This is a genomic window from Roseimicrobium sp. ORNL1, from assembly GCF_011044495.1.
Lineage (GTDB): Bacteria > Verrucomicrobiota > Verrucomicrobiia > Verrucomicrobiales > Verrucomicrobiaceae > Roseimicrobium.
The window spans coordinates 7192961-7212325 of record NZ_CP049143.1; the positions used below are offsets into that span (position 1 = coordinate 7192961).

19 protein-coding genes are annotated in these 19365 nt (G+C 60.9%); 12 read left to right on the forward strand and 7 right to left on the reverse strand.

Annotated elements, in window-relative coordinates; genetic code table 11:
* The first annotated feature begins 61 nt into the window (after positions 1 to 61).
* Positions 62 to 703, forward strand: coding sequence for a hypothetical protein (locus tag G5S37_RS29045; protein WP_165209489.1), 642 nt, complete (start codon positions 62 to 64; stop codon positions 701 to 703).
* Between the two features lie 59 nt (positions 704 to 762).
* Entirely contained in the window at positions 763 to 1152 is a 390-nt protein-coding gene (locus G5S37_RS29050) for a VOC family protein (protein WP_165209492.1), read from the forward strand.
* 1 nt (position 1153) lies between these two features.
* On the opposite strand, the gene G5S37_RS29055 is transcribed toward G5S37_RS29050, so the two are convergent.
* The 5 genes from G5S37_RS29055 to G5S37_RS29075 all read right to left on the reverse strand — a co-directional run bounded on the left by G5S37_RS29055 (position 1154) and on the right by G5S37_RS29075 (position 4598).
* Entirely contained in the window at positions 1154 to 1510 is a 357-nt protein-coding gene (locus G5S37_RS29055) for a protein-tyrosine-phosphatase (RefSeq protein WP_165209495.1), read from the reverse strand.
* A 25-nt stretch (positions 1511 to 1535) separates the two neighbouring features.
* Complete coding sequence (locus G5S37_RS29060) at positions 1536 to 2111, reverse strand: pseudouridine synthase (protein WP_165209498.1); 576 nt, start codon at positions 2109 to 2111, stop codon at positions 1536 to 1538.
* A gap of 141 nt (positions 2112 to 2252) precedes the next feature.
* Positions 2253 to 3215, reverse strand: coding sequence for a hypothetical protein (locus G5S37_RS29065; protein WP_165209501.1), 963 nt, complete (start codon positions 3213 to 3215; stop codon positions 2253 to 2255).
* Positions 3212 to 3745, reverse strand: coding sequence for a hypothetical protein (locus G5S37_RS29070; RefSeq protein ID WP_165209504.1), 534 nt, complete (start codon positions 3743 to 3745; stop codon positions 3212 to 3214). The genes G5S37_RS29065 and G5S37_RS29070 overlap by 4 nt, the downstream gene beginning before the upstream one ends.
* A gap of 61 nt (positions 3746 to 3806) precedes the next feature.
* On the reverse strand, positions 3807 to 4598 hold the full coding sequence (locus G5S37_RS29075; protein ID WP_165209507.1) for an FKBP-type peptidyl-prolyl cis-trans isomerase: 792 nt from the start codon (positions 4596 to 4598) through the stop codon (positions 3807 to 3809).
* Between the two features lie 356 nt (positions 4599 to 4954).
* Here G5S37_RS29075 and G5S37_RS29080 point away from each other — a divergent pair, with 356 nt between their 5' ends.
* From G5S37_RS29080 to G5S37_RS29095, 4 genes are all read left to right on the forward strand, one after another.
* The gene (locus G5S37_RS29080; RefSeq protein ID WP_165209510.1) at positions 4955 to 5575 is read left to right on the forward strand and encodes a sigma-70 family RNA polymerase sigma factor; all 621 of its coding nucleotides are present in this window, start codon (positions 4955 to 4957) and stop codon (positions 5573 to 5575) included.
* The gene (locus G5S37_RS29085) at positions 5562 to 6212 is read left to right on the forward strand and encodes a hypothetical protein (RefSeq protein ID WP_165209513.1); all 651 of its coding nucleotides are present in this window, start codon (positions 5562 to 5564) and stop codon (positions 6210 to 6212) included. The genes G5S37_RS29080 and G5S37_RS29085 overlap by 14 nt, the downstream gene beginning before the upstream one ends.
* Positions 6213 to 6229: 17 nt before the next feature.
* A complete protein-coding gene (locus G5S37_RS29090; RefSeq protein ID WP_165209516.1) occupies positions 6230 to 6787 on the forward strand; it encodes a hypothetical protein in 558 nt (185 codons plus the stop codon).
* A gap of 261 nt (positions 6788 to 7048) precedes the next feature.
* On the forward strand, positions 7049 to 7528 hold the full coding sequence (locus G5S37_RS29095; protein ID WP_165209519.1) for a DUF3592 domain-containing protein: 480 nt from the start codon (positions 7049 to 7051) through the stop codon (positions 7526 to 7528).
* Positions 7529 to 7727: 199 nt separating this feature from the next.
* Here the strand turns inward: G5S37_RS29095 and G5S37_RS29100 are convergent, their stop codons facing one another.
* Both G5S37_RS29100 and metH read right to left on the reverse strand, forming a co-directional pair.
* Positions 7728 to 9929, reverse strand: coding sequence for a DEAD/DEAH box helicase (locus G5S37_RS29100; RefSeq protein ID WP_165209522.1), 2202 nt, complete (start codon positions 9927 to 9929; stop codon positions 7728 to 7730).
* 347 nt (positions 9930 to 10276) lie between these two features.
* Positions 10277 to 14134: a methionine synthase gene (gene metH / locus G5S37_RS29105; protein ID WP_165209525.1), complete on the reverse strand. Its 3858-nt coding sequence runs from the start codon at positions 14132 to 14134 to the stop codon at positions 10277 to 10279.
* Positions 14135 to 14564: 430 nt separating this feature from the next.
* Here metH and atpB point away from each other — a divergent pair, with 430 nt between their 5' ends.
* The 6 genes from atpB to atpG all read left to right on the forward strand — a co-directional run bounded on the left by atpB (position 14565) and on the right by atpG (position 19346).
* Complete coding sequence (atpB, locus tag G5S37_RS29110; RefSeq protein ID WP_165209528.1) at positions 14565 to 15428, forward strand: F0F1 ATP synthase subunit A; 864 nt, start codon at positions 14565 to 14567, stop codon at positions 15426 to 15428.
* An 89-nt stretch (positions 15429 to 15517) separates the two neighbouring features.
* Entirely contained in the window at positions 15518 to 15772 is a 255-nt protein-coding gene (locus G5S37_RS29115) for an ATPase (RefSeq protein ID WP_240914741.1), read from the forward strand.
* 90 nt (positions 15773 to 15862) lie between these two features.
* Positions 15863 to 16354 carry a F0F1 ATP synthase subunit B gene (gene atpF, locus G5S37_RS29120; protein WP_165209531.1) on the forward strand — a complete coding sequence of 164 codons (492 nt, stop codon included), beginning with the start codon at positions 15863 to 15865 and terminating at the stop codon, positions 16352 to 16354.
* 49 nt (positions 16355 to 16403) lie between these two features.
* On the forward strand, positions 16404 to 16802 hold the full coding sequence (locus tag G5S37_RS29125; protein WP_165209534.1) for a F0F1 ATP synthase subunit delta: 399 nt from the start codon (positions 16404 to 16406) through the stop codon (positions 16800 to 16802).
* Positions 16803 to 16870: 68 nt separating this feature from the next.
* Entirely contained in the window at positions 16871 to 18400 is a 1530-nt protein-coding gene (gene atpA / locus G5S37_RS29130; protein WP_165209537.1) for a F0F1 ATP synthase subunit alpha, read from the forward strand.
* 49 nt (positions 18401 to 18449) lie between these two features.
* Positions 18450 to 19346 (forward strand): ATP synthase F1 subunit gamma, encoded by an 897-nt coding sequence (gene atpG, locus G5S37_RS29135; protein ID WP_165209540.1) that lies wholly within the window; start codon positions 18450 to 18452, stop codon positions 19344 to 19346.
* The last annotated feature ends 19 nt before the right edge of the window (positions 19347 to 19365 follow it).

Below are 19365 nucleotides of genomic sequence, written 5' to 3' on the forward strand. Positions count from 1 at the left end.
GCGTTGCATGTGGAGTCACTTTTTTACATTTCTGGCAGGAGTCATATGCGGCCTTGGTGGGGTGAGCATCTGGTTCGGGCTGCGCTTCTTCGCGGATTTGCGCGCGACGAAGCATGCGGCGGCTGCGGATTTGTTTGCCATGCTTCCCGGTGAGCGGGATCAGGCGGCGCTGGCTGCGGTGGAGGCCTGCAAGAACCGGCTGCGCTGGAACAAGAATCCAAATCCGGAGTGGCTGCCGCCGCTCGTGGATGAGATTCCCAAGCTGGTACGCGAAATCGCGGCGGTGTATCACCCCAACTCACCCCAACCCCTGCTCGCCCCGGGGCTCAGCCATTTCACGAAGGCCCTGCAACTTGCCGCAACGGACGTGACGGAATTCCTGCAAACACGCACGGTGGGCCGACTGGTGGATGTGAGCGCGCATACGGCCATCAAGACCTGGGAAAAAGGACGCGAAGTGATCCAACACGAAACCGTGCAGGCCCTGGGCAAGTGGTACCGCCGCATCCTGCCCGTGTGGCAGGTGCTCCGCTGGAACAGCCCCGTGGTCTGGGCCTCCATGGCCGTGTCCAACATCGCCGCGCGCACGTTGCAGCCCGCCATCATCGACATTGTAGCGCGCCGCGCCGTGGAGCTCTACAGTGGACGGGTCGCAGGCACCTTCGAGATGGCGAAGCTGGAAGCTCCGAAGGATGACAAGTAGGGCGCTGTTTTTCCACATCGCCACTGGACCCGCCATCCAGCCGCGCCCAAGGTGGATGCATGAGCGCCGAACCCGCCCCGACCACCGCCCGAGTGAGACGCATCAGCCCCATGCTCGCCGTGGCGGACATGGAGGAGACGCTCGCCTTCTACACCACGGTGCTGGGTTTCACGGTGACCATGCAGTCGGCCGAGTACTCCATCGTCGCTCGCGATGGCGCCACCATCCACTTCATGAAGGCCGCGGACGAATCCGTGATGACCGCAGTACGAGGCCACACAGAGGTTTACATCGAAGTGGATGACATCCGCTCCGTGTACGAACACGCGAAGACCTGCAAGCTGCCGGGACGCATGACGGAGATCAAAGTCCGGGAGTACGGCATGACCGAGTTTCACATCGATGATCCGAACGACTGCCTCGTGTTCGTGGGGCAGGAGACGCGATAAGCTATCCGCCAGCGCGGAGTTCCAGCAGCGCTTGTAGTTCCGGCTCGATGGATGCCTGCAGGAGCCGTTGCAGTTCCGGATCGAGATAGGTGTAGTCATCCGGAACGTCCAGCACCATCACGGGCGGGAGCTGCACCTCACGGAACTGCTCCTGGATGCGAGCCTTCTGCTTGTGCTCCATGACGAAGATGACATCCGCCCACGCGACATCGGAGTCGCTGAGCCGCCGCCTTGCTTCCGACCTCACTCCAGCAGAGCGCACCTGCAGGCGCGTATCATGCCGATACATGGCCTCCGCGGTGGGACTGCGCCACTGGTTCATGGCGCACACGAAGAGAACGCGGAGAGGATCTGGCATGATCGATCAGTGACAGGCTCCTCAATCAATCTTGCTGCAGCACCAGCTTGATCTCCACCGGCGTAAGCTCCCGCCACTGTCCCTCTTTCAATCCTGACTCGCGCAACGCAAATGCGCCTATGGCCACGCGAATCAACCGTAGCGTGGGAAACCCCACGGCCGCCGTCATGCGCCGCACCTGTCGGTTCTTCCCTTCAGTCAGCGTGAGTTCCAGCCAGCTCGTGGGAACGCTCTTGCGTTCACGAATGGGCGGCACCCGCGGAGGATGTGGTGGGTCAGGCTCCACCAGCGTCGCCTTGCACGGCAGCGAGGTGAAATCCGGCAACTTCACACCACGGCGAAGTTTTTCCAGGGCCGCTTCTTCAGGAATGCGTTCCACCTGGGCGTGATACGTGCGCGCATGCCCGTGCCTGGGATGCAACAGCCGCTCGTTCCACTTTGCCTCGTCGCTCAACAACAGCAATCCCTCCGAGTCCGAATCCAGCCGCCCGATGGGATACACATCCTTGGGAAAGCCAAACTCTGCGAGCACGCGATGCGTGGGATGCTCTTTGGTGAACTGCGAGAGCACGCCGTAGGGCTTGTAGAAGGCGAGGAGCAAGAGGGCGAAAGGTTATGGGGTTATAAGCTACGAGTTAAGGGTGATGAGTGGGGCAAAAGGCCTGCTCGGAGTTGGCTGAAAATGAAATCCGTTGGGTGCGCAGAAGGCAGGCGAGAACATCCAACTCATAACCAATAACCCCTAACTTCTCACTACTAACTTTTTCACTCCCGCCACCACCCAGAATACCGGGTTCACAAACAACGCCAGCAACAGCAGTTTGTGATACAGGAAGCCGAGCTGCATCACCTCCGTCACGGTGCTGTGGAAAACATACAGCGAGATGCCAAAGAAAAGGGCGATGCGTCGATTGTTCAGGCCGAGGAAAACGAGCAGTTCCAGCGGCAGCGCAGCCGCAAGGATCACCGCTGTGATCATGGGATGGTCCACCATCCACTGCCCGATCCAGGCACTGCTCTCGGCAATCCGTGGAACAAGATGATCATAAAAGCCCATACCCTCTGACTTCACCACCTGTAGGCCGAAATAGGGTGTATCAGAAATCCAGTCACCCTTCGACTCGATCAGCTTCGTGACAGCGGAGACCACATAGGTAGCGGCCAGAGCCTGACGGCCCCAATCCATCGCGAGTTGCTGCCGGTCAAAACCACGCGGCATGGGGAGATGTGTGCGCGGTTGAATCGCGGCCCACACATATGCCATCCACTGGGCCAGCAACACCACCGTGAGCACCTGCGTGGTGTGGCCAATGGCACCCTGGGAATTTCCCAGCACGCCAAGACCTACGCTGGCCACCAGCACGGGAAACAGCGTGAGCACTGGCATCACATTCGCTACATAGAGCAGAAGGCAAGCCGCCCACAGCAGCGCGAGATACGACGAGAGTTGGGCATCCCCCAGCCAGGTGAAGTCCACCCCCCACACGGCGAGACCATGCGGCTGGGGATATTGATCAAAGGGAGAAGGCTGGCGCAATGTGAGCCAGGCCGCCCAGGCGATGATGCCGCGCATGGTGAGCGTCTCCCACCACGCATGGCGCATGGGTTCGAGGGCGAACCAGAAGCGCAGGAAACGCTTCCACAGGGGGGCACTCGAGGGACCGGTATTCTCCTCATGCGGAGCGGCGGTAGCGATCGCACTCATGACTTCACCTCCCCCACGAGCTTGTCGCGTTTCACAATCTTCCCATCCTCCAAAGTGATATCGACCTGATAAAGGCGGAACCCGGGATACTTCCGCACTTCTTCCAGTGCCTTGCTGGTGTCGCGCAATTGCTTGAGCGTCGCGTCGCCGGCAGGGCGGCATTCCTCGCCACTCATCTCCACCAGGCGTTTGCGGTACTTGGTTCCCGCAGCAGTGGCCTCTTCCTTGAGCCTCCGCACCTCTGCCTTCAGGAACTGGTCATACGTTTTCTTCACTCCTGAACCCCAATTGCCGAACGTGGGAACCAGCGCCACGGGCTTGTCGTTCAGGTCCGTGACGTACACATAGTACGCCGTCGGCTCGAACGTCGAATACATCGGGAAGTTCGAGAAGGGGTACCACTCCCCGTGCTGCTTGGCATCGGGGTGGTTCCGCGTGAGGAACGGCACCAGTGCGCCGCTCACAAAAACAAAAAACCAGTGCAGCTTGAAGGGAATCCAAGCAATGCACTGGCGGAGTCGGTTCATCATTGAGAAGTAGTGGAGTGCGCGCCCCGGCTCCCGCTGCGCGCACCTTGCGAAGCGCGGCGCGTTACTTGGCTTCGCCGCCGACGTTCAGGAGTTCCACTTCGAATACGAGCGTGGAGTTCGGACCGATCTTCGGGGGCTGCACCTGCTCACCGTAGGCCAGCTTGGAGGGGATGTAGAACTTGTACTTGCTACCCACGGGCATGAGCTGCACGCCTTCGGTCCAGCCGGGGATCACTTCGTTCAGGCGGAAGGTGGCGGGCTGGCCATGCTTCTCGGAGCTGTCGAATTCGTCGCCGCTGATGAGCGTGCCCTTGTAGTGCACAGTCACTTCATCGGTGGCCTTGGGCTTGGGGCCGTCCGCCTTCTTGAGCACTTCATACTGCAGGCCGCTGGCCGTGGTGGTCACGCCTTCACGCTTGGCGTTTGTCGCGAGGAACTTTTCACCCTCTTCCTTGTTCTTGGGGCCGGACTTGGAAAGTTCGTTCATCACCTTTTCCATCTCTTCCTGGCGCTTGGCCAGTTCCACCCGCTGCTTGGCTTCCATCGTCGCCTGGAAGGACTGCATGGCTGCCATCAATTCAGCCTCGGTGTACTTGCCATCCTTCTTTTCAGCGAGCGCATCCTTGATGCCCTGCACCAAAGTATCCGGCACGATTTCGATGCCATCGCGCTTGAAATTGGAGCCAATCTGGGTGCCGATGAAATAGCTCACCTTGTCCTGCTGGGCAGGGTCTTCCTTCGCGGGAGCCGCAGCGGGAGCGGCGGGTTTGGCATCAGCGGGCTTGTTCTCCTGCGCGCCAAGAGTGGCGACGGTAGCAAGAGCGAGGACAGGGCACAGGAGGATGGATTTCATGGTAGAGCCCGAAACCTACGCCGCGTGTCGCACGGTCGTCAAGGAGTCCGCGGATTATTCACCACGTGTAGCAAATCGGGACAAAGCCCTCAAAAGCGGCCGCGAGATGCGCTGAAGTGGCAGCCGGGCTCAGTTGCCCTTTCACTTCAGATCGAACAGCTTCCACGCAGCATGTTCCAAAGACGCGGAAACTCGTGTCCTACGCGCGCTCCGATTTGACCGTGGGCGGTTGCGGCGGACATGTCCAGGCGACAATTTTGCCCCTGAAAGACGTGCTTGGCTTGACCGGTCACCGGGTTTCCTCCGAAACTTGGTCATCCGGTTGAATAACCCCCCCTACGCTCCCGTCAGTACCCATGAACGACCCCGCCGTGGCTTCTTCCGCCGCCCAGCCCTCCAGCGAGGTCGCCGACTTGGAACTCGTCAAACGGTGCCAGCGCGGCGACGCGCGGTCGTTTGATCTGCTTGTCACTCGTTATCGCGGAAAGGTTTACGGCATGTGCTACCACCTTGTACAGAACGACCAGGATGCATGGGACCTCGCCCAAGAGGCCTTCATCAAGGCGTGGAAGGCGCTGCCCTCGTTCAAGGGGGACTCGTCCTTCTACACGTGGCTGTACCGCATCGCCCACAACACCTCCTACGACTGGCTCCGCAAAAAACGGATCCAGAGCGACGGGGAGTTCAACGATGAAATAGGCCGCCCCGTGGCCGCCGGCGCGGAGGCCGTGCCGAAAGGCGACTTCGCTCCCGACGAAGCGTTGAAGAACCGCGAGTTGGGTGCACGTATCCATGAAGCCATCGCGCAGCTCAGCCCGGACCACCGCACCGTCATTCTCCTGCGGGAGGTGGAGGGTCACAGCTACGAGGAAATCGCACAAGCAACCAGCAGCAGCCTCGGCACCGTGATGAGCCGCCTTTTCTACGCCCGCAAAAAGCTTCAAGAACTGCTCAAGGACACTTATGAAAACGCCTGATGATCAATTGCTGGGCCGCTGGCTCGACGGGGAGCTGACCCCCGAAGAGACCGCCCGCTTCGAGGCCATGATGGCTGCCGACCCCGCCCTGCGCGAGGAGGCCCAGTCCATGAAAAAGATGGGCGAGGCCATCCGCGCCCACGTGACCATGGAGCGTGAGGTGCCCCATGCGGACTTCTTCAATTCCCAAATCATGGAGCACATCACGGCCGAGCAGCAGGCTGAACAGCGCGCCAAGACCGGCAGCAAGGCCACTGCCTCCGCAGGCTGGCTGGACTGGTTGCGCACTCCCTGGGTCTACGCCGGGGCCGCTGCTGTGCTGGTGGCGGGCTTCTTCCTGCTTCAGAATCGTCCGCTGAGCACGGATGGCCACACCCAGATCCTGAGCCTCTACGCCCCCAGTGCCACCGTGAAGGCCACGGCCAGCTACAACGCGGACGCGGACGCCACCGTGCTGATGCTCGATGGACTCGAAGCCATCCCAGCAGACCGCAACGTGGCCGGGTTCAACGTCCACCACAGCGAGAACGACGCCCAGATGGCGACCACGACGCTCTTTGATGATCACGGTGGCGTGCTCCTCGTGATGTCCAAGGATGCCGCCAGCCGACCGCTGGTGATGGGTGCGGGACTCTAAGCGAAGGTGTGTTCTTGATGCGACCCACCACCATCACCTCCCTGCTGGGGCTGGCCTTCATGGCCCTCGCCCCGGTTCTCTCTGCCCAGACCGCGCCGGCACCGGCACCGGCCGCAGCGCCTGTCACACCATCCATTTCCGCTGAGAAGACAGCGAAGGACGGCCAGGTGTGGGGTGCCCTCATCTACGGCGCTCCCAAGGCGCCGGAAGGAAAAGGTGAGGCAATCTCCCCACCCGAATTCCCCGACCTGCAGAAGCGGTTGGGCAAGGCGTTTCCGTTCAAGCATTTCGAAATACTGGGCCAGCACAGCCAGGTGGTCTTTCGCGAGTACGAGTCCTGGGTTGTCCCGTCCAAGGATGTCTTCCTCAAGCTGGACTCCAAGGGAACCACCGCGGACGGCAGCCTCAATCTGCACCTGCAGTTCTGGCAGGGACAGCAGGTGCTGGTGAAAACAGACACCGTCCTGCGCAAAGGCAGCCCGCTTTTCATTGGTGGACCGAAGTGGCGGGATGGTCAGATCATTTTTGTGCTCCTGCTGAAGGACGCTGAAGTCGCGCAGGTGCAGAAGAAGTAGAGCTACCACTTCGAACTTCTGGAAGGCAACGCCTTCCCAAGGATGGGGGGCACTCCTGCCAATAGACGCTAACTTAAGTTGCCTTGGATGTTTGTCCCTCCGGGAGCAAATTCCATCATGCCACATCAATCGAAACGAGCTGATACCCTCACCATTCTTAAGTTTGCGCCTATGGCACTCCTGCCCCCTTTGTGCTGAGTGGTGCAGCGAGGAAGCTCAACTCCGGCTCGACACTCTGCGCATCCTGCGCACCGTGGTTTCATGACCTCCACCAAGGGCGCGCGCACGCTTAAAGTCCTCATGGGCCTCGCCCTCATCATCATGGGCGCGATTGCCACCGGAGTGCTTTGGGTTTCCTACAAACGGGCGGAAGAGACCCGCCACTGGAAGCCCGTGCCTGCGGTCATCACCGTCTCCCTCCTGCTTACCGAGCGCCCCACGCACAACTCCCCCCTCGCCTACCGGCCGGAGATTCACTACCACTACACGATCGAGGGAAAGCAGCACACTTCCACCCACATCCGCCGCGTGGAAGGCCGCTCCTCCCACAAGGAAGGCGCCGAGGCCAGGTTGGAAGAGTATCCCGTGGGCAAGGAAGTCACCGCCTGGGTGAATCCCGCCGACCACGACTTTGCGCTCCTGGAGCACTCCTCACGCGCTGCCCTCTACAGCATCTGGTTCCCCTGTCTTTTCATCGTGGGTGGCTTGGGGATGATCATCTCGGCGCTACGGCAGAAGTAGACGAAGCGGCCCTCATCGTGGCCGACTTTCTCCGAAAGTCGCTGCGCCATGCCACACCCACTCGCTCAATACCCCTTCCAGAGTATGGGTCGGGAGTGAGCTGGGTCTCACGGTAGCCAAAGCATTGGGCAAGCAGCGACGCGCTGCGACTTTCGGAGAAAGTCGGCCACGATCGCTGCCAATCCTGCGCTGCGGAGTCCTACTCCTCCCAACCGCCGAAGGGAGGCTTCTTCTTCTTGAAGCCGCCACCAGAGCTGCCGCCGCTGAAACCGCCGAACTTCTTCTTGGGCCCGTAGCCACCACCACCAAATCCGCCGCCGCCGTAGCCGCTGCTGCGGGGGCCAAAGGACCGGCGTTCGCGCTGGTCGTAGCCGCCGCCACCGCCCTGGCCACCTTGATAGCCCTGACCTTGACCTTGACCGCCTTGCTCACGATCGCGGAACCCGCCACCGCCACCACCGCCGAAAGGACGACGCTGGAATCCACCACCGCCACCGCCGCCACCTTCTGGAGGTCCGGCAATGTCCATGCGCAGGCTGCGGCCACGGAAGACCGCGCCTGAGATGCCATCCTGCACCTGCTGCACGAACTCATGCGGCACGCCGATGTAGCTGCACTTCTCAAAGATTTCCACGCGACCAAGGCTGCCCGGAGGCAGGTTTGCGGTGCGGTAAACGGCCCCCACGATGTCGCGAGGCGTGGCCTCGTCCATGGCGCCGATGTTGATGAACATGCGGGTGAAATTCCCCGGAGGCTGATGCGGCGCAGGCGGGCCCTGACGGGGGCCGCGCTCATCACGGTAGTTTCCACCACCCTGGCCCTGTGACTGATCACGGTCACGGTAGTTTCCACCACCCTGCTCACGCGGATCGCGCTGACGGCGCTCTGGCTTCGGACGGTCCTCAAGAATTTCCTCGGCCTCGCGGGAGGATTCCGCAATCCAGAGGTGCATCAACGCGCTGGAGATGTCCGTGCTGTTCTGTCCGGCATCGAGAAGGCGCTGGAGGGTGTCTTCGTGGGACTTGAAGTCGCCCTTGTCGAGCGTAGCCTGGAGTTTCTCGATGAAGCCATCCGTGCGCTTGCCTTCCACCTCTTCACGGGTCGGCACCTTGGAGCGTTCGATGTTCACCTTGGCGTAGCGCTGGATGCGCTGGAGCAGGAAGATTTCACGACCGCTCACGAGGCTCACGGCCTTGCCCTTGCGCCCGGCACGACCGGTGCGGCCAATGCGGTGTACGTAGTCTTCTTCGTCGTAAGGCAGGTCGAAATTCACGACCAGATCCACTTCATCCACGTCGAGACCACGAGCGGCCACGTCCGTACACGCGAGCACTTCCACCGTGCCGGCGCGGAAATTCTTCATCACGCGGTCACGCATCGTCTGGTTGAGGTCACCATGCAGGCGATCCACGGCATAGCCGCGTGCCATGAGAGCGTCCGTCACATCGTCCACAGCACGCTTCGTATTGCCGAAGACCATGGCCAGACGGGGATTCTCCATGTCGAGCACACGGCAGAGCACCTCGATCTTCGAGCGGCTCATGCATTCGAAGAAGCGCTGTTCGACCGAGGGCACCGTGAGCGCCTTGTGCGAAATGCTCACACGCACGGGATTGCGCGTGAAGCTCTCCACCAGCGGGCGGATCGGGCCATCCAGCGTGGCCGAGAAGAAAAGGGTCTGGCGTTCCTCAGGAAGCAGGGAGACGAGGTTCTCAATGTCCTCGCGGAAGCCCATGTCGAGCATCTCATCCGCTTCATCGAACACGAGCAGCTTGAGGTCATCGAGGATCAGCACGCCCTTCTCAATCAGATCGTGAATACGGCCGGGAGTGCCGACAACCACCTGCGCGCCGTCCTGCAGGCCGCGAATCTGGCGGTGATACGTCGCGCCGCCGTACACCGGAAGGGCACGAATGCCACGCTTGTAGGCCGTGAGCTTGTGCACTTCCTCGCACACCTGCATGGCCAGCTCGCGCGTCGGACACATGATGAGCGCACGCACGCCACGCTCACGGGGATCAATCGACTGCACCACCGGAATGGCGAAGGCCATGGTCTTGCCGGAACCCGTCTGGGACTGGCCCACTACGTCGCGACCCTGCAGCGCCGGAGGGATGGAGCCCGCCTGAATCGGCGAAGGCTGTTCAAAACCAAGGGCTGTCACCGCCTGGAGAATCTCCGGGGCCAGGCCGAGATCGGCGAAAAGGGGTTTGTCAGAAGCAGGGGCAGCCGGGGCGGGAGCGGGAGCAGCGGCGGCGACAGGACTGGAACTCTCCTGCGCTTCAGGGGCAGGCTGAGGAGCCGGAGCAGGAGCCGTCGACAGCGGCACGACCTCCGGAGAGGGGGCGGCTGACGTGGCATCCGGCTCAGTGCCGGGCTCAAAAGAAGAGTTACTATCCATATAAAAAACCCCCGCTGGTATTTGGGGGTTGCCAACCTCTCACCGATGGCGGTATTAGCAAGGTTTTGTTTTTGAGCCGCATTCTACGTCATGAACGACCGCTTGCCACGTCCTGACGAATCGGAAATCTCACGCCGGGTCGATGAGATACGGAACGGTTCCGTTCGCCTGCTAACGCAGGAGGACTTGGAACGGCGCTTGGATGCAGTGCGTGCGAAGTACTGTGCTGAAGACCATGATGTTAGAGGCACGCCACAAGAGCAGCGCGGTCATTAAAGAAGCTTCGGCTTCAGCCGAACGGAAGCGGGCCCTGATTCGGCTGAAGCCGAGGCTACTTTAGAAACACCTCAATACGCCAGCCACGGCCCCAGCCACTTCTCCATCTCCTCCACCGTCGCCCCCTTGCGGGCAGCGTAGTCTTCGATCTGGTCCTTGTTGATCTTGCCCACGGCAAAATAACGCGCTTCGGGGTGGCCAAAGTACAAGCCACTCACGGCAGCGCCGGGGTGCATGGCGTTGCTCTCGGTGAGGGTCACACCGGTGTGAGCCGTCGCGTCCATCAGATCAAACAGGATGGGCTTCTCCGTGTGGTCCGGCTGGGCAGGATAGCCCGGCGCGGGACGGATGCCGCGGTAGCGCTCGCGGATGAGCTCCTCATTCGAGAGCTCTTCCGGTTTCTCATAACCCCACGCGATGCGGGCCTGCTTGTGCAGGTATTCCGCCGTGGCTTCCGCCAGACGATCCGCAATCGCCTTGGCCATAATGCTGTTATAGTCGTCGAGAGCGCTCTTGAAGGTGTCCGCGAACTCATCCGCTCCATGGATGCCCACACAGAAGCCGCCGATGTAGTCCGCGCGTCCGCTTTCCTTCGGCGCCACGAAGTCGGCGAGGGCGTAGTTTGGCTTGTCCTTCTTGGGATTCTGCTGGCGCAGGGTGTGGAACACCGTCCGCACGGTGGAGCGTGATTCGTCCGTGTAGACTTCCACGTCATCACCCACACGATTGGCGGGATAGAAGGCGTAGCAGGCGCGGATGGTGTAGCGCTTCTCCGCGATGACGCGTTGCAGCAGGGCGTACGCGTCGTTGTAGAGTTTCGCCGCCTCGGGTTCGACCTGTGCCTGAAACTCTGGAAGTGCACTCTTGAAACGCTGCTCCTCCGGATGCCAGCGACCGCGCAGTTCCCAGGTGTGGAAGAAGGGTGACCAGTCGATGAAGGGCACCACTTCCTCAATGGACAGCGGATCAAATACCTTCACGCCGGTGAATGACGGCACGGCGATCTCCTGCGTGGCCCAGTCAAACTGAGAGCCCTTGGCACGCGCCTCGGCGATGGGCAGCAGCTTGCTGGCTTCATCCTTGGCCGCGTATTTCGCGCGCAGGTCGTTGTGACGCTCTTCGTTCTTCTGGACGAATCCGGCCCGCTGCTCTTCGCTGAGCAGTGAAGTCATCACCGGCACGGAGCGGGAGGCATCCAGCACATGCACGATGGGGTGCTCGTACTTCGGTGCAATCTTGATGGCGGTATGCGCCGCACTGGTGGTCGCGCCGCCGATGAGCAGTGGGAGCTTGAATCCCTTGCGCTGCATCTCGCTGGCGACATGCACCATCTCATCCAGCGAAGGAGTGATGAGTCCACTCAGCCCGATGATGTCTGCTTTTTCTTCAACCGCGCGCTCAAGAATCTTCTCGCACGCCACCATCACGCCGAGGTCGATGACGCGGAAGCCATTGCAGGCCATGACCACGCCCACGATGTTTTTGCCGATGTCATGCACGTCACCTTTCACGGTCGCGAGCACGATGGTCGGCGAGGATTCTTCCGCTGCCGTTTCAGCGATTGCATCAGCATTGGTCTCCAATGCTTTCCGATGCGCGGCGGCACGAGCTTCGGCCTGTGCTTCCTTCTCTGCTTCCATGAAGGGCTGCAGATAGGCCACAGCCTTCTTCATGACGCGGGCACTCTTCACCACCTGCGGCAGGAACATTTTCCCAGCGCCGAACAAGTCACCCACCACGCCCATGCCATCCATGAGCGGGCCTTCGATGACCTTCAGCGGGACACCCAGCTTGGCGCGCGCTTCTTCGGTGTCTTGATCAATGAAATCGGTGATGCCGCGCAGCAGCGCGTGTTCGAGGCGCTTCTCCACCGGAGCTTCACGCCAGGCAAGGTCCACCTCCTGTTTCTTGTCGCCCTTCTGCCCTTTGAACTGCTCGGCGTAATCGACAAGAATCTCGGTGGCATCCGGGCGGCGATTGAGGAGTACATCCTCCACCTTCACCAGCATCTCCTGAGGGATGTCTTCATACACCTCGAGCATGCCGGCATTCACAATGCCCATGTCCATGCCCGCCTTGATGGCATAATAGAGGAAGGCGCTGTGCATCGCCTCGCGCACCTTGTTGTTGCCGCGGAAGCTGAAGCTGATGTTGCTCACGCCGCCGCTCACCTTCGCACCGGGGAGGTTCTCCTTGATCCAGCGCGTGGCGTTGATGAAGTCGAGCGCGTAGTTGTTGTGCTCCTCCATCCCCGTGGCCACGGTGAGGATGTTCGGGTCGAAGATGATGTCCTGAGGGTTGAAGCCCACTTCATCCACCAGGATGCGGTAGGCGCGCTCGCAGATGCGGATCTTGTCCTCATAGGTCGCAGCCTGACCCTGCTCGTCGAACGCCATCACCACTGTGGCAGCACCGTAGTGATTGATGGTGCGGGCACGCTCCTTGAAAAGCTCCTCGCCCTCCTTGAGCGAGATGGAGTTCACGATACCCTTGCCCTGAAGGCACTTCAGGCCGGCCTCGATGACCTCCCACTTGGAGGAGTCCACCATGATGGGCACCTTGGCGATTTCCGGCTCGGCCGCGAGCAGCAGCAGGAACCGGGTCATCATGGTCACGCCATCGATGAGGCCCTCGTCCATGCAGACGTCGATGACGTTCGCGCCGTTCTCGACCTGCTGACGGGCGATGGCCACCGCCTCCTCCAGCTTGTTTTCCTTGATCAGCTTGGCGAACTTGGGCGAGCCAGCCACGTTCGTGCGCTCGCCGATCATGAGGTAGTTCGCCTCCTTCGCCAGCGTGAAGGCATCACTGCCGCTCAGGCGCATCAGCGGCTCGATGGTCGGAATCGACCGGGGCTCGAAACGCTCCACCGCCTTGGCGATGGCCGCGATGTGGTCGGGCGTATTGCCGCAGCAACCGCCCGCGATGTTCACCAATTTCCCGCCGGCGAAGTCCGTGAGGTACTCGCCCATGTGATGCGGCTCCAAATCGAAGCCCGTGGGCGTGAGCGGGTTGGGCATGCCCGCGTTCGGATAACAGGAGATGAAGGTGTCTGCGCGAGTGGCGAGCTCCTCCAGGAAGGGGCGCATCTTGTCCGGGCCGAGGGAGCAGTTCAGGCCGATGGACAGGAGCTTGTGCTGACGCACGGCATTCCACAGAGCTTCAGCCTTTTGCGCGGAAATCATCGTCTCGCCACCGAGGCCGACCGCCGCAGACACCTGGATGGGCAGACGCAGCTTGTCCTCCTCAAAGACCTGTTCGATTGCGACCAGAGCCGCCTTCGCATTCAGGGCGTCGAAGATGGTCTCCACGAGCAGGGTGTCGACGCCGCCCGCAATGAGGGCGCGGACTTGGCGGCGGTAGTCCTCCACCACCTGGTCGAAGGTGACCACGCGGAATCCGGCATCATCCGCATCGGGCGAAACAGACAGGGACACGGTAAGCGGCCCGATGGCTCCGGCGACATAGCGCTTGCGCCCGGTATCCGAGCCAATCTTGTCCGCCCATTCACGACAGAGGCGGGCAGACTCAAAGTTGATATCCCAAGCAAGCTCCTCAAGGAACTTGTCCTCAAGGACTTCCTGGTAGAAGGCGGGATCCTTTCGGCCCTTCCCGGTCTCGCGCGGATCCTCCTTGAAGAACTCGCTCTGGGCGATGCTGGACCCCGAGAAGGTGTTCGTTTCGATCATGTCCGCACCCGCCACCAGGAAGCGCTTGTGGATGTCGCCGATGACGTCCGGACGGGTCAGGGAAAGGATGTCCCCGTTGTTCTTCAAGTCCTTGGGGGCGTCCTTGAAGCGCTCACCACGCGTGTCCGCCTCGGTCAGGCCGTAACCGCGAATGGTGGTGCCCATGGCTCCGTCGATGACCATAATGCGGCGGCTGAGCTCTTTACGGAGTTCTTCACTGGCATCGGGTTGGGCAGGCATGGGAGGCTGATGTTAGAACCGGGGGCGACTGCTTTCAAGTACGTATCAACGCATCATGATGAGAAGATACGAGGCAGCCCACAGGTTGTCCGCATCACAGCCCCGGAGGCACCGCCATCGAGCGTGAAAGAGAGGCGTTTAGGGGAATAGTTATTCACAATTTAGGCGGGTCCAGATAAACCAATTCGCATAAGCTCCCCCGGTGCGCGCCCATGGCGGAAATGTGACCTGAAATCGAAGGTGATTTTGCAACGCTGGATCAGCGTGGAACGCCCATTCCAAGCGGGACGGAGCGACTTTGTGAAAAATTTCACAAATTAGTCTTGCGACATTTTCCCAGCCCGGCTAAATCATAACCCGCCTTTTGTTTCGGGCCCTCGATCTCACGCTTATGCTTCCCGCCGAGAACCTACCTTTTTCGATGCCCGTCATGCTGGCTGTGGACGCGGCTGCGAGCCCGGTTTTTCCGAAAATCCCATTCGCGGATTTCTTCACGAGTTCCACGCTGGTGGCGGTCGTTGTGCTTGGCGTTCTGCTCTGGCTCTCGAAGAAGGCCACCACTGGCATGCAGTTGGTGCCTCACAAGGCGCAAAACCTTTTCGAGTTTCTTGTCGAAGGTCTCTATGGTCGTGTGGAAGGCATCGTCGGTGCGAAGCTTGCTCCGAAGGCCTTCCCGCTTCTGGCCACGCTGTTCCTCTTCATCCTTGTGTCGAACTGGTTCGGCCTCGTTCCTGGGGTTGGCACCATCGGTTGGGGCCACACGACCGGCTTCCTCACGATTGGCACCGGCGCGCATGACATGACGAAGCCCATCCTTCGTCCTCCGACCGGCGACTTGAACATGACCATCGGCCTTGCGCTGACGGCGTTCATTGTCTGGCTCTTCATCACCATCAAGGAAATCGGCGTGTGGGGTTTCGTTGTTCACACCTTCGGACCGAAGGGTGGCCTCAAGGGTTTCATGGGTTTCGTTGTCGGTCTCGTGTTCCTCTTCGTTGGTGCCATTGAGTTGGTGTCCATTGCGATGCGCCCGCTGACCCTCTCCGTCCGTCTCTACGGCAACATCTACGCCGGTGAGAGCGTGCTCCACGCAATGAGCACGATGATGGACGGCAGCGCCCCCTGGCTCAGCTTTTTGGGCAGCGTGGCTCTTCCAATTCCCTTCTACTTCATGGAACTGCTCGTGGGCCTGCTCCAGGCCATGGTGTTCACCCTTCTGAGCGCGGTGTACATCCAGCTCTCCACCACTCATGACGACCACGGTCACGAGGAAGGACACGGCTCACACCACTAAGACACAGACTTTGAGACTTTGGCTGCAGGACCATGCGCAACGTGTGGATGCAGCCGACACAACAAACGCAAACATCCAGAACTAAGAATATGATCATCGAACTCATGACCACGGCCTCTGAGGCCGCCGCCGCCGCTCCCGCCGCCGCCGCTGGCATCACGGGCAACGTCGCCTCCGCAGCCGGCCTTTTCGGCGGCGCTCTTGGCGTGGGCCTGGCCGGTTCCAAGGCTGTGGAAGCCGTGGGCCGCAATCCCGGCGCTTTCGGTAACATCCTCGTTATCGGCATTATCGCGATGGCCCTTGCAGAAGGTCTGGGCGTTATGGCCCTCTTCCTTGCTCGCTAAGTCGTTCTTATTTGTTCCTTCCCGGTGGGCTGCCGACAGGCGGCCCACCACCCCGCCTCTCAAAAAGCAGCACCTACACCAACCAGCGTTATGTTAGAACAGTTCGGCATCCAGTGGCCCAAAATCATCGCGCAGGTCTTCACCTTCGGGATCGTGTATTTCGTGCTCAATCGCTACGCCTTCGGCCCGATTGTTGCCATGCTGGAGGCTCGTCGCAAGCGCATCGCCGATGGTGAAGCCAAGCTTGAAAAGATCGCGCGTGACCTCGCTGCCGCAGAAGAAAATGCGCGCGCCATCATCGACAAGGCCAACACCGACGGCAACCGCCTGATCAAGGAAGCCGGTGAAAGCGCCGCCTCCCTTGCTGAAAAGAAGAAGCAGGACGCCGTGCATGAAGCCTCCCAGATCCTCGCCAAGGCCCGCGAAGCCGCGAAGCTCGAGCAGGAACAGCTTCTCACCCAGCTCAAGCGCGAATTCGGCCGCATGGTCGTGGACGCCACGGGTCGTGTGACCGGCAAGGTCCTCAACAGCGACGACCAGGATCGCATCAATCGCGAGACGGCCGCCCAGGTGGCCCTCTAATCCTGTTCCTCCCTTCCCGAATCCCCTTTCCCCTTAGCAGAGACCGGACATGAAAATCGACAAAAACTCCGCCCGCGCCGCACGCCAGCTCATGCGCGCTTGTGTGGACCAGTCTGGCCGTCTCCAGCAGCCCCGCGTACGCGCCGTGGTGAAGCGCCTCTCCGAGGAGAAGCCCCGCGGCTACCTGCGCATCCTCGCCGGCTTCGAGCGTCTGCTCCGCCTTGAGGTGGAAAAGCGCCACGCGCTCATCGAAAGCGCCGCGCCTCTGGGCACCGCGCTTCGCGAAAAGATCCGCGCCGACCTGCAGGCCAAGTTCGGCACCGATCTCGATTTCGAATTCACCGAAAACCCCGGGCTCCTCGGTGGCCTTCGCGTGCAGGTGGGCAGCAACGTGTGGGACGGCAGCGTCCTCGCCAAGCTCGAAGCCCTTCGCAACAGTCTCTCCTAAGCCAAGCCCCAGCAGCAGCGCCCCTTCCGGCCAGTTTCAGAATCTTTACTTCAACCGCAGTCAAATCCATGAGCAGCATCCTCCAGGAAATCGAAAGAGAAATCGCCGGACTCAAGACGGCTGTCACCAGGTCCAATGTGGGCGTGGTCCGTGAAATCGGGGACGGCGTGGCGAAGGTCGAAGGCCTGAGCGATGTGATGCTCAACGAAATGATCGAGTTCCCCGGCGGCCTGTACGGTCTGGCGCTGAACCTCGAAGAAACCGAAGTGGGCTGCGTGCTTCTCGGCTCCGGTGAAAAGATCAAAGCCGGTGACGAAGTGAAGACCACCGGTCGTCTCCTTTCCGTTCCTGTCGGCAAGAGCCTCCTTGGCCGCGTGGTGAACGCACTCGGCGAAGCCATCGACGGCAAGGGCGACATCAAGGGTGACGCTGAGTACCCCGTTGAAAAGATCGCTCCTGGTATCATTACCCGTAAGTCGGTGTCCGTGCCTGTGCAGACCGGCATTCTCCCCATCGACGCGATGATTCCGATTGGCCGTGGCCAGCGCGAACTCATCATCGGTGACCGCTCCACGGGCAAGACCACCATCGCGGTGGACACCATCATCTCCCAGGCGAAGCAGAACAAGGCTGCCGAACAGGGCAAGCTGCAGGGCCACAAGCCCCTCTACTGCATCTACGTCGCCATCGGCCAGAAGCAGTCGAACATCGCCCGTGTGGTGAAGACGCTCGAAGAAGCCGGCGCCATGGAATACACCGTGATCGTCAGCGCTTCCGCCTCGGACTCCGCGGTGAACCAGTACCTCTCCCCCTACACCGGCTGCGCCATCGGCGAGTGGTTCATGGACCAGGGCCAGGATGCGCTCATCGTGTTTGATGACCTTTCCAAGCAGGCCGTCGCCTACCGCCAGGTCTCCCTGGTGCTGAAGCGCCCCTCCGGTCGTGAAGCGTATCCCGGCGACGTGTTCTACCTCCACAGCCGTCTGCTTGAGCGCTCGGCCCGTGTGAACGAAAACTACGGCGGCGGTTCCATCACCGCGCTTCCCATCATCGAGACGCAGGCGGGTGACGTGTCCGCGTACATCCCGACGAACGTGATTTCCATCACGGACGGCCAGATCTTCCTCGAAACCGACTTGTTCTACCAGGGCATCCGCCCCGCCATCTCGGTGGGTCTCTCGGTGTCCCGCGTGGGTTCCGCCGCCCAGACGAAGGCCATCAAGAAGGTGGCCGGTACCACCAAGCTGGACCTTGCGCAGTTCCGCGAACTCGCCGCTTTCGCCCAGTTCGGTTCCGACCTCGACGCCGGCACGAAAGCCAAGCTCGACCGCGGTGCCCGCATCGTGGAACTCTTCAAGCAGCAGCAGTACCAGCCGAAGAGCCTCCCCATCATGGTGGTGAACCTGTACGCCATGCAGAACGGCTTCTTCGACGACGTGGCCGTGGATCGCGTGCGTGAGTGCCAGGCCAAGCTGGAAGAATACTTCACCACCCGCAAGGAAGCCCTCCTCGACCGCATCGGCAACGAGAAGGCCCTCGACAACGTGGCAGATGAACTGAAAACCGCGGTCACCGATTTCAAGGCGACCTGGAAGTAAGTCCCTCCTGCTGCAGTCTCCGGTCTCAAATTTCGAATCTTAGCGCCCAATGCCCTCCACCCGCGACATCCGCCGCCGCATCAAGTCGGTCAAAAACACGGCCCAGATCACCAAGGCCATGCAGCTCGTCGCGGCTGCGAAGATGAAGAAGGCACAGGACCAAGCCACCAATGGCCGCCCCTATGCCGAGCTTCTGAACAAGGTGCTGGTAAGCTTGCGCGAAGGCATTGAAGAAGGCAGCCATCCGTACTTCACGGAAGGCAAGGGCGGCAAGACCCTCGTCATCCTCATCACGAGCGACAAGGGCCTGTGCGGTGCGTTGAACACGAATCTCCTCAAGAAGCTCATCGCAGCGGACCTGCAGGGTGAAGTGGAGTACGTGACCATCGGCCGCAAGGGCGCCCAGTCCCTCTCCCGCCTGCGCAAGAAGCTCATCGCTGACTTCCCCATCAAGGACCCCGCCAAGTTCCTGGAACTGCGCACCGTGGGTAACTTCGCACAGGAGAAATTCCTCACGGGTGAGTACTCTAAGATCCTCGTGGCCTTCAACAACTTCATCAACACCGTGACCATCGTCCCCACGGTGGAGCAGCTTCTCCCGGTCAATCCCGTGACCCTCGGCGGCAAGCGCGACTTCGAAGGCATGGCCGGTATCTATCAGGCGAAGGAAGCCTCTGCCGGCGACAATCCTGAGTACCTCTTCGAGCCGGACGCGAAGACCGTCTTCGACACCATCCTGCCCCAGTATGTGAACAACACGCTCTGGCAGATGCTTCTGGAAGCGCGCGCATCTGAGCACTCCAGCCGAATGGTGGCGATGAAGAACGCGACCGACAACGCGAAGCAGCTTATCAAGGACCTGACGCTCGAGTACAACAAGCTCCGCCAGGCTGCCATTACCAACGAACTTCTCGAAATCACGACCGCCAAGATGGCGCTCGCATAGCCGCAAACACCAGAGCGCC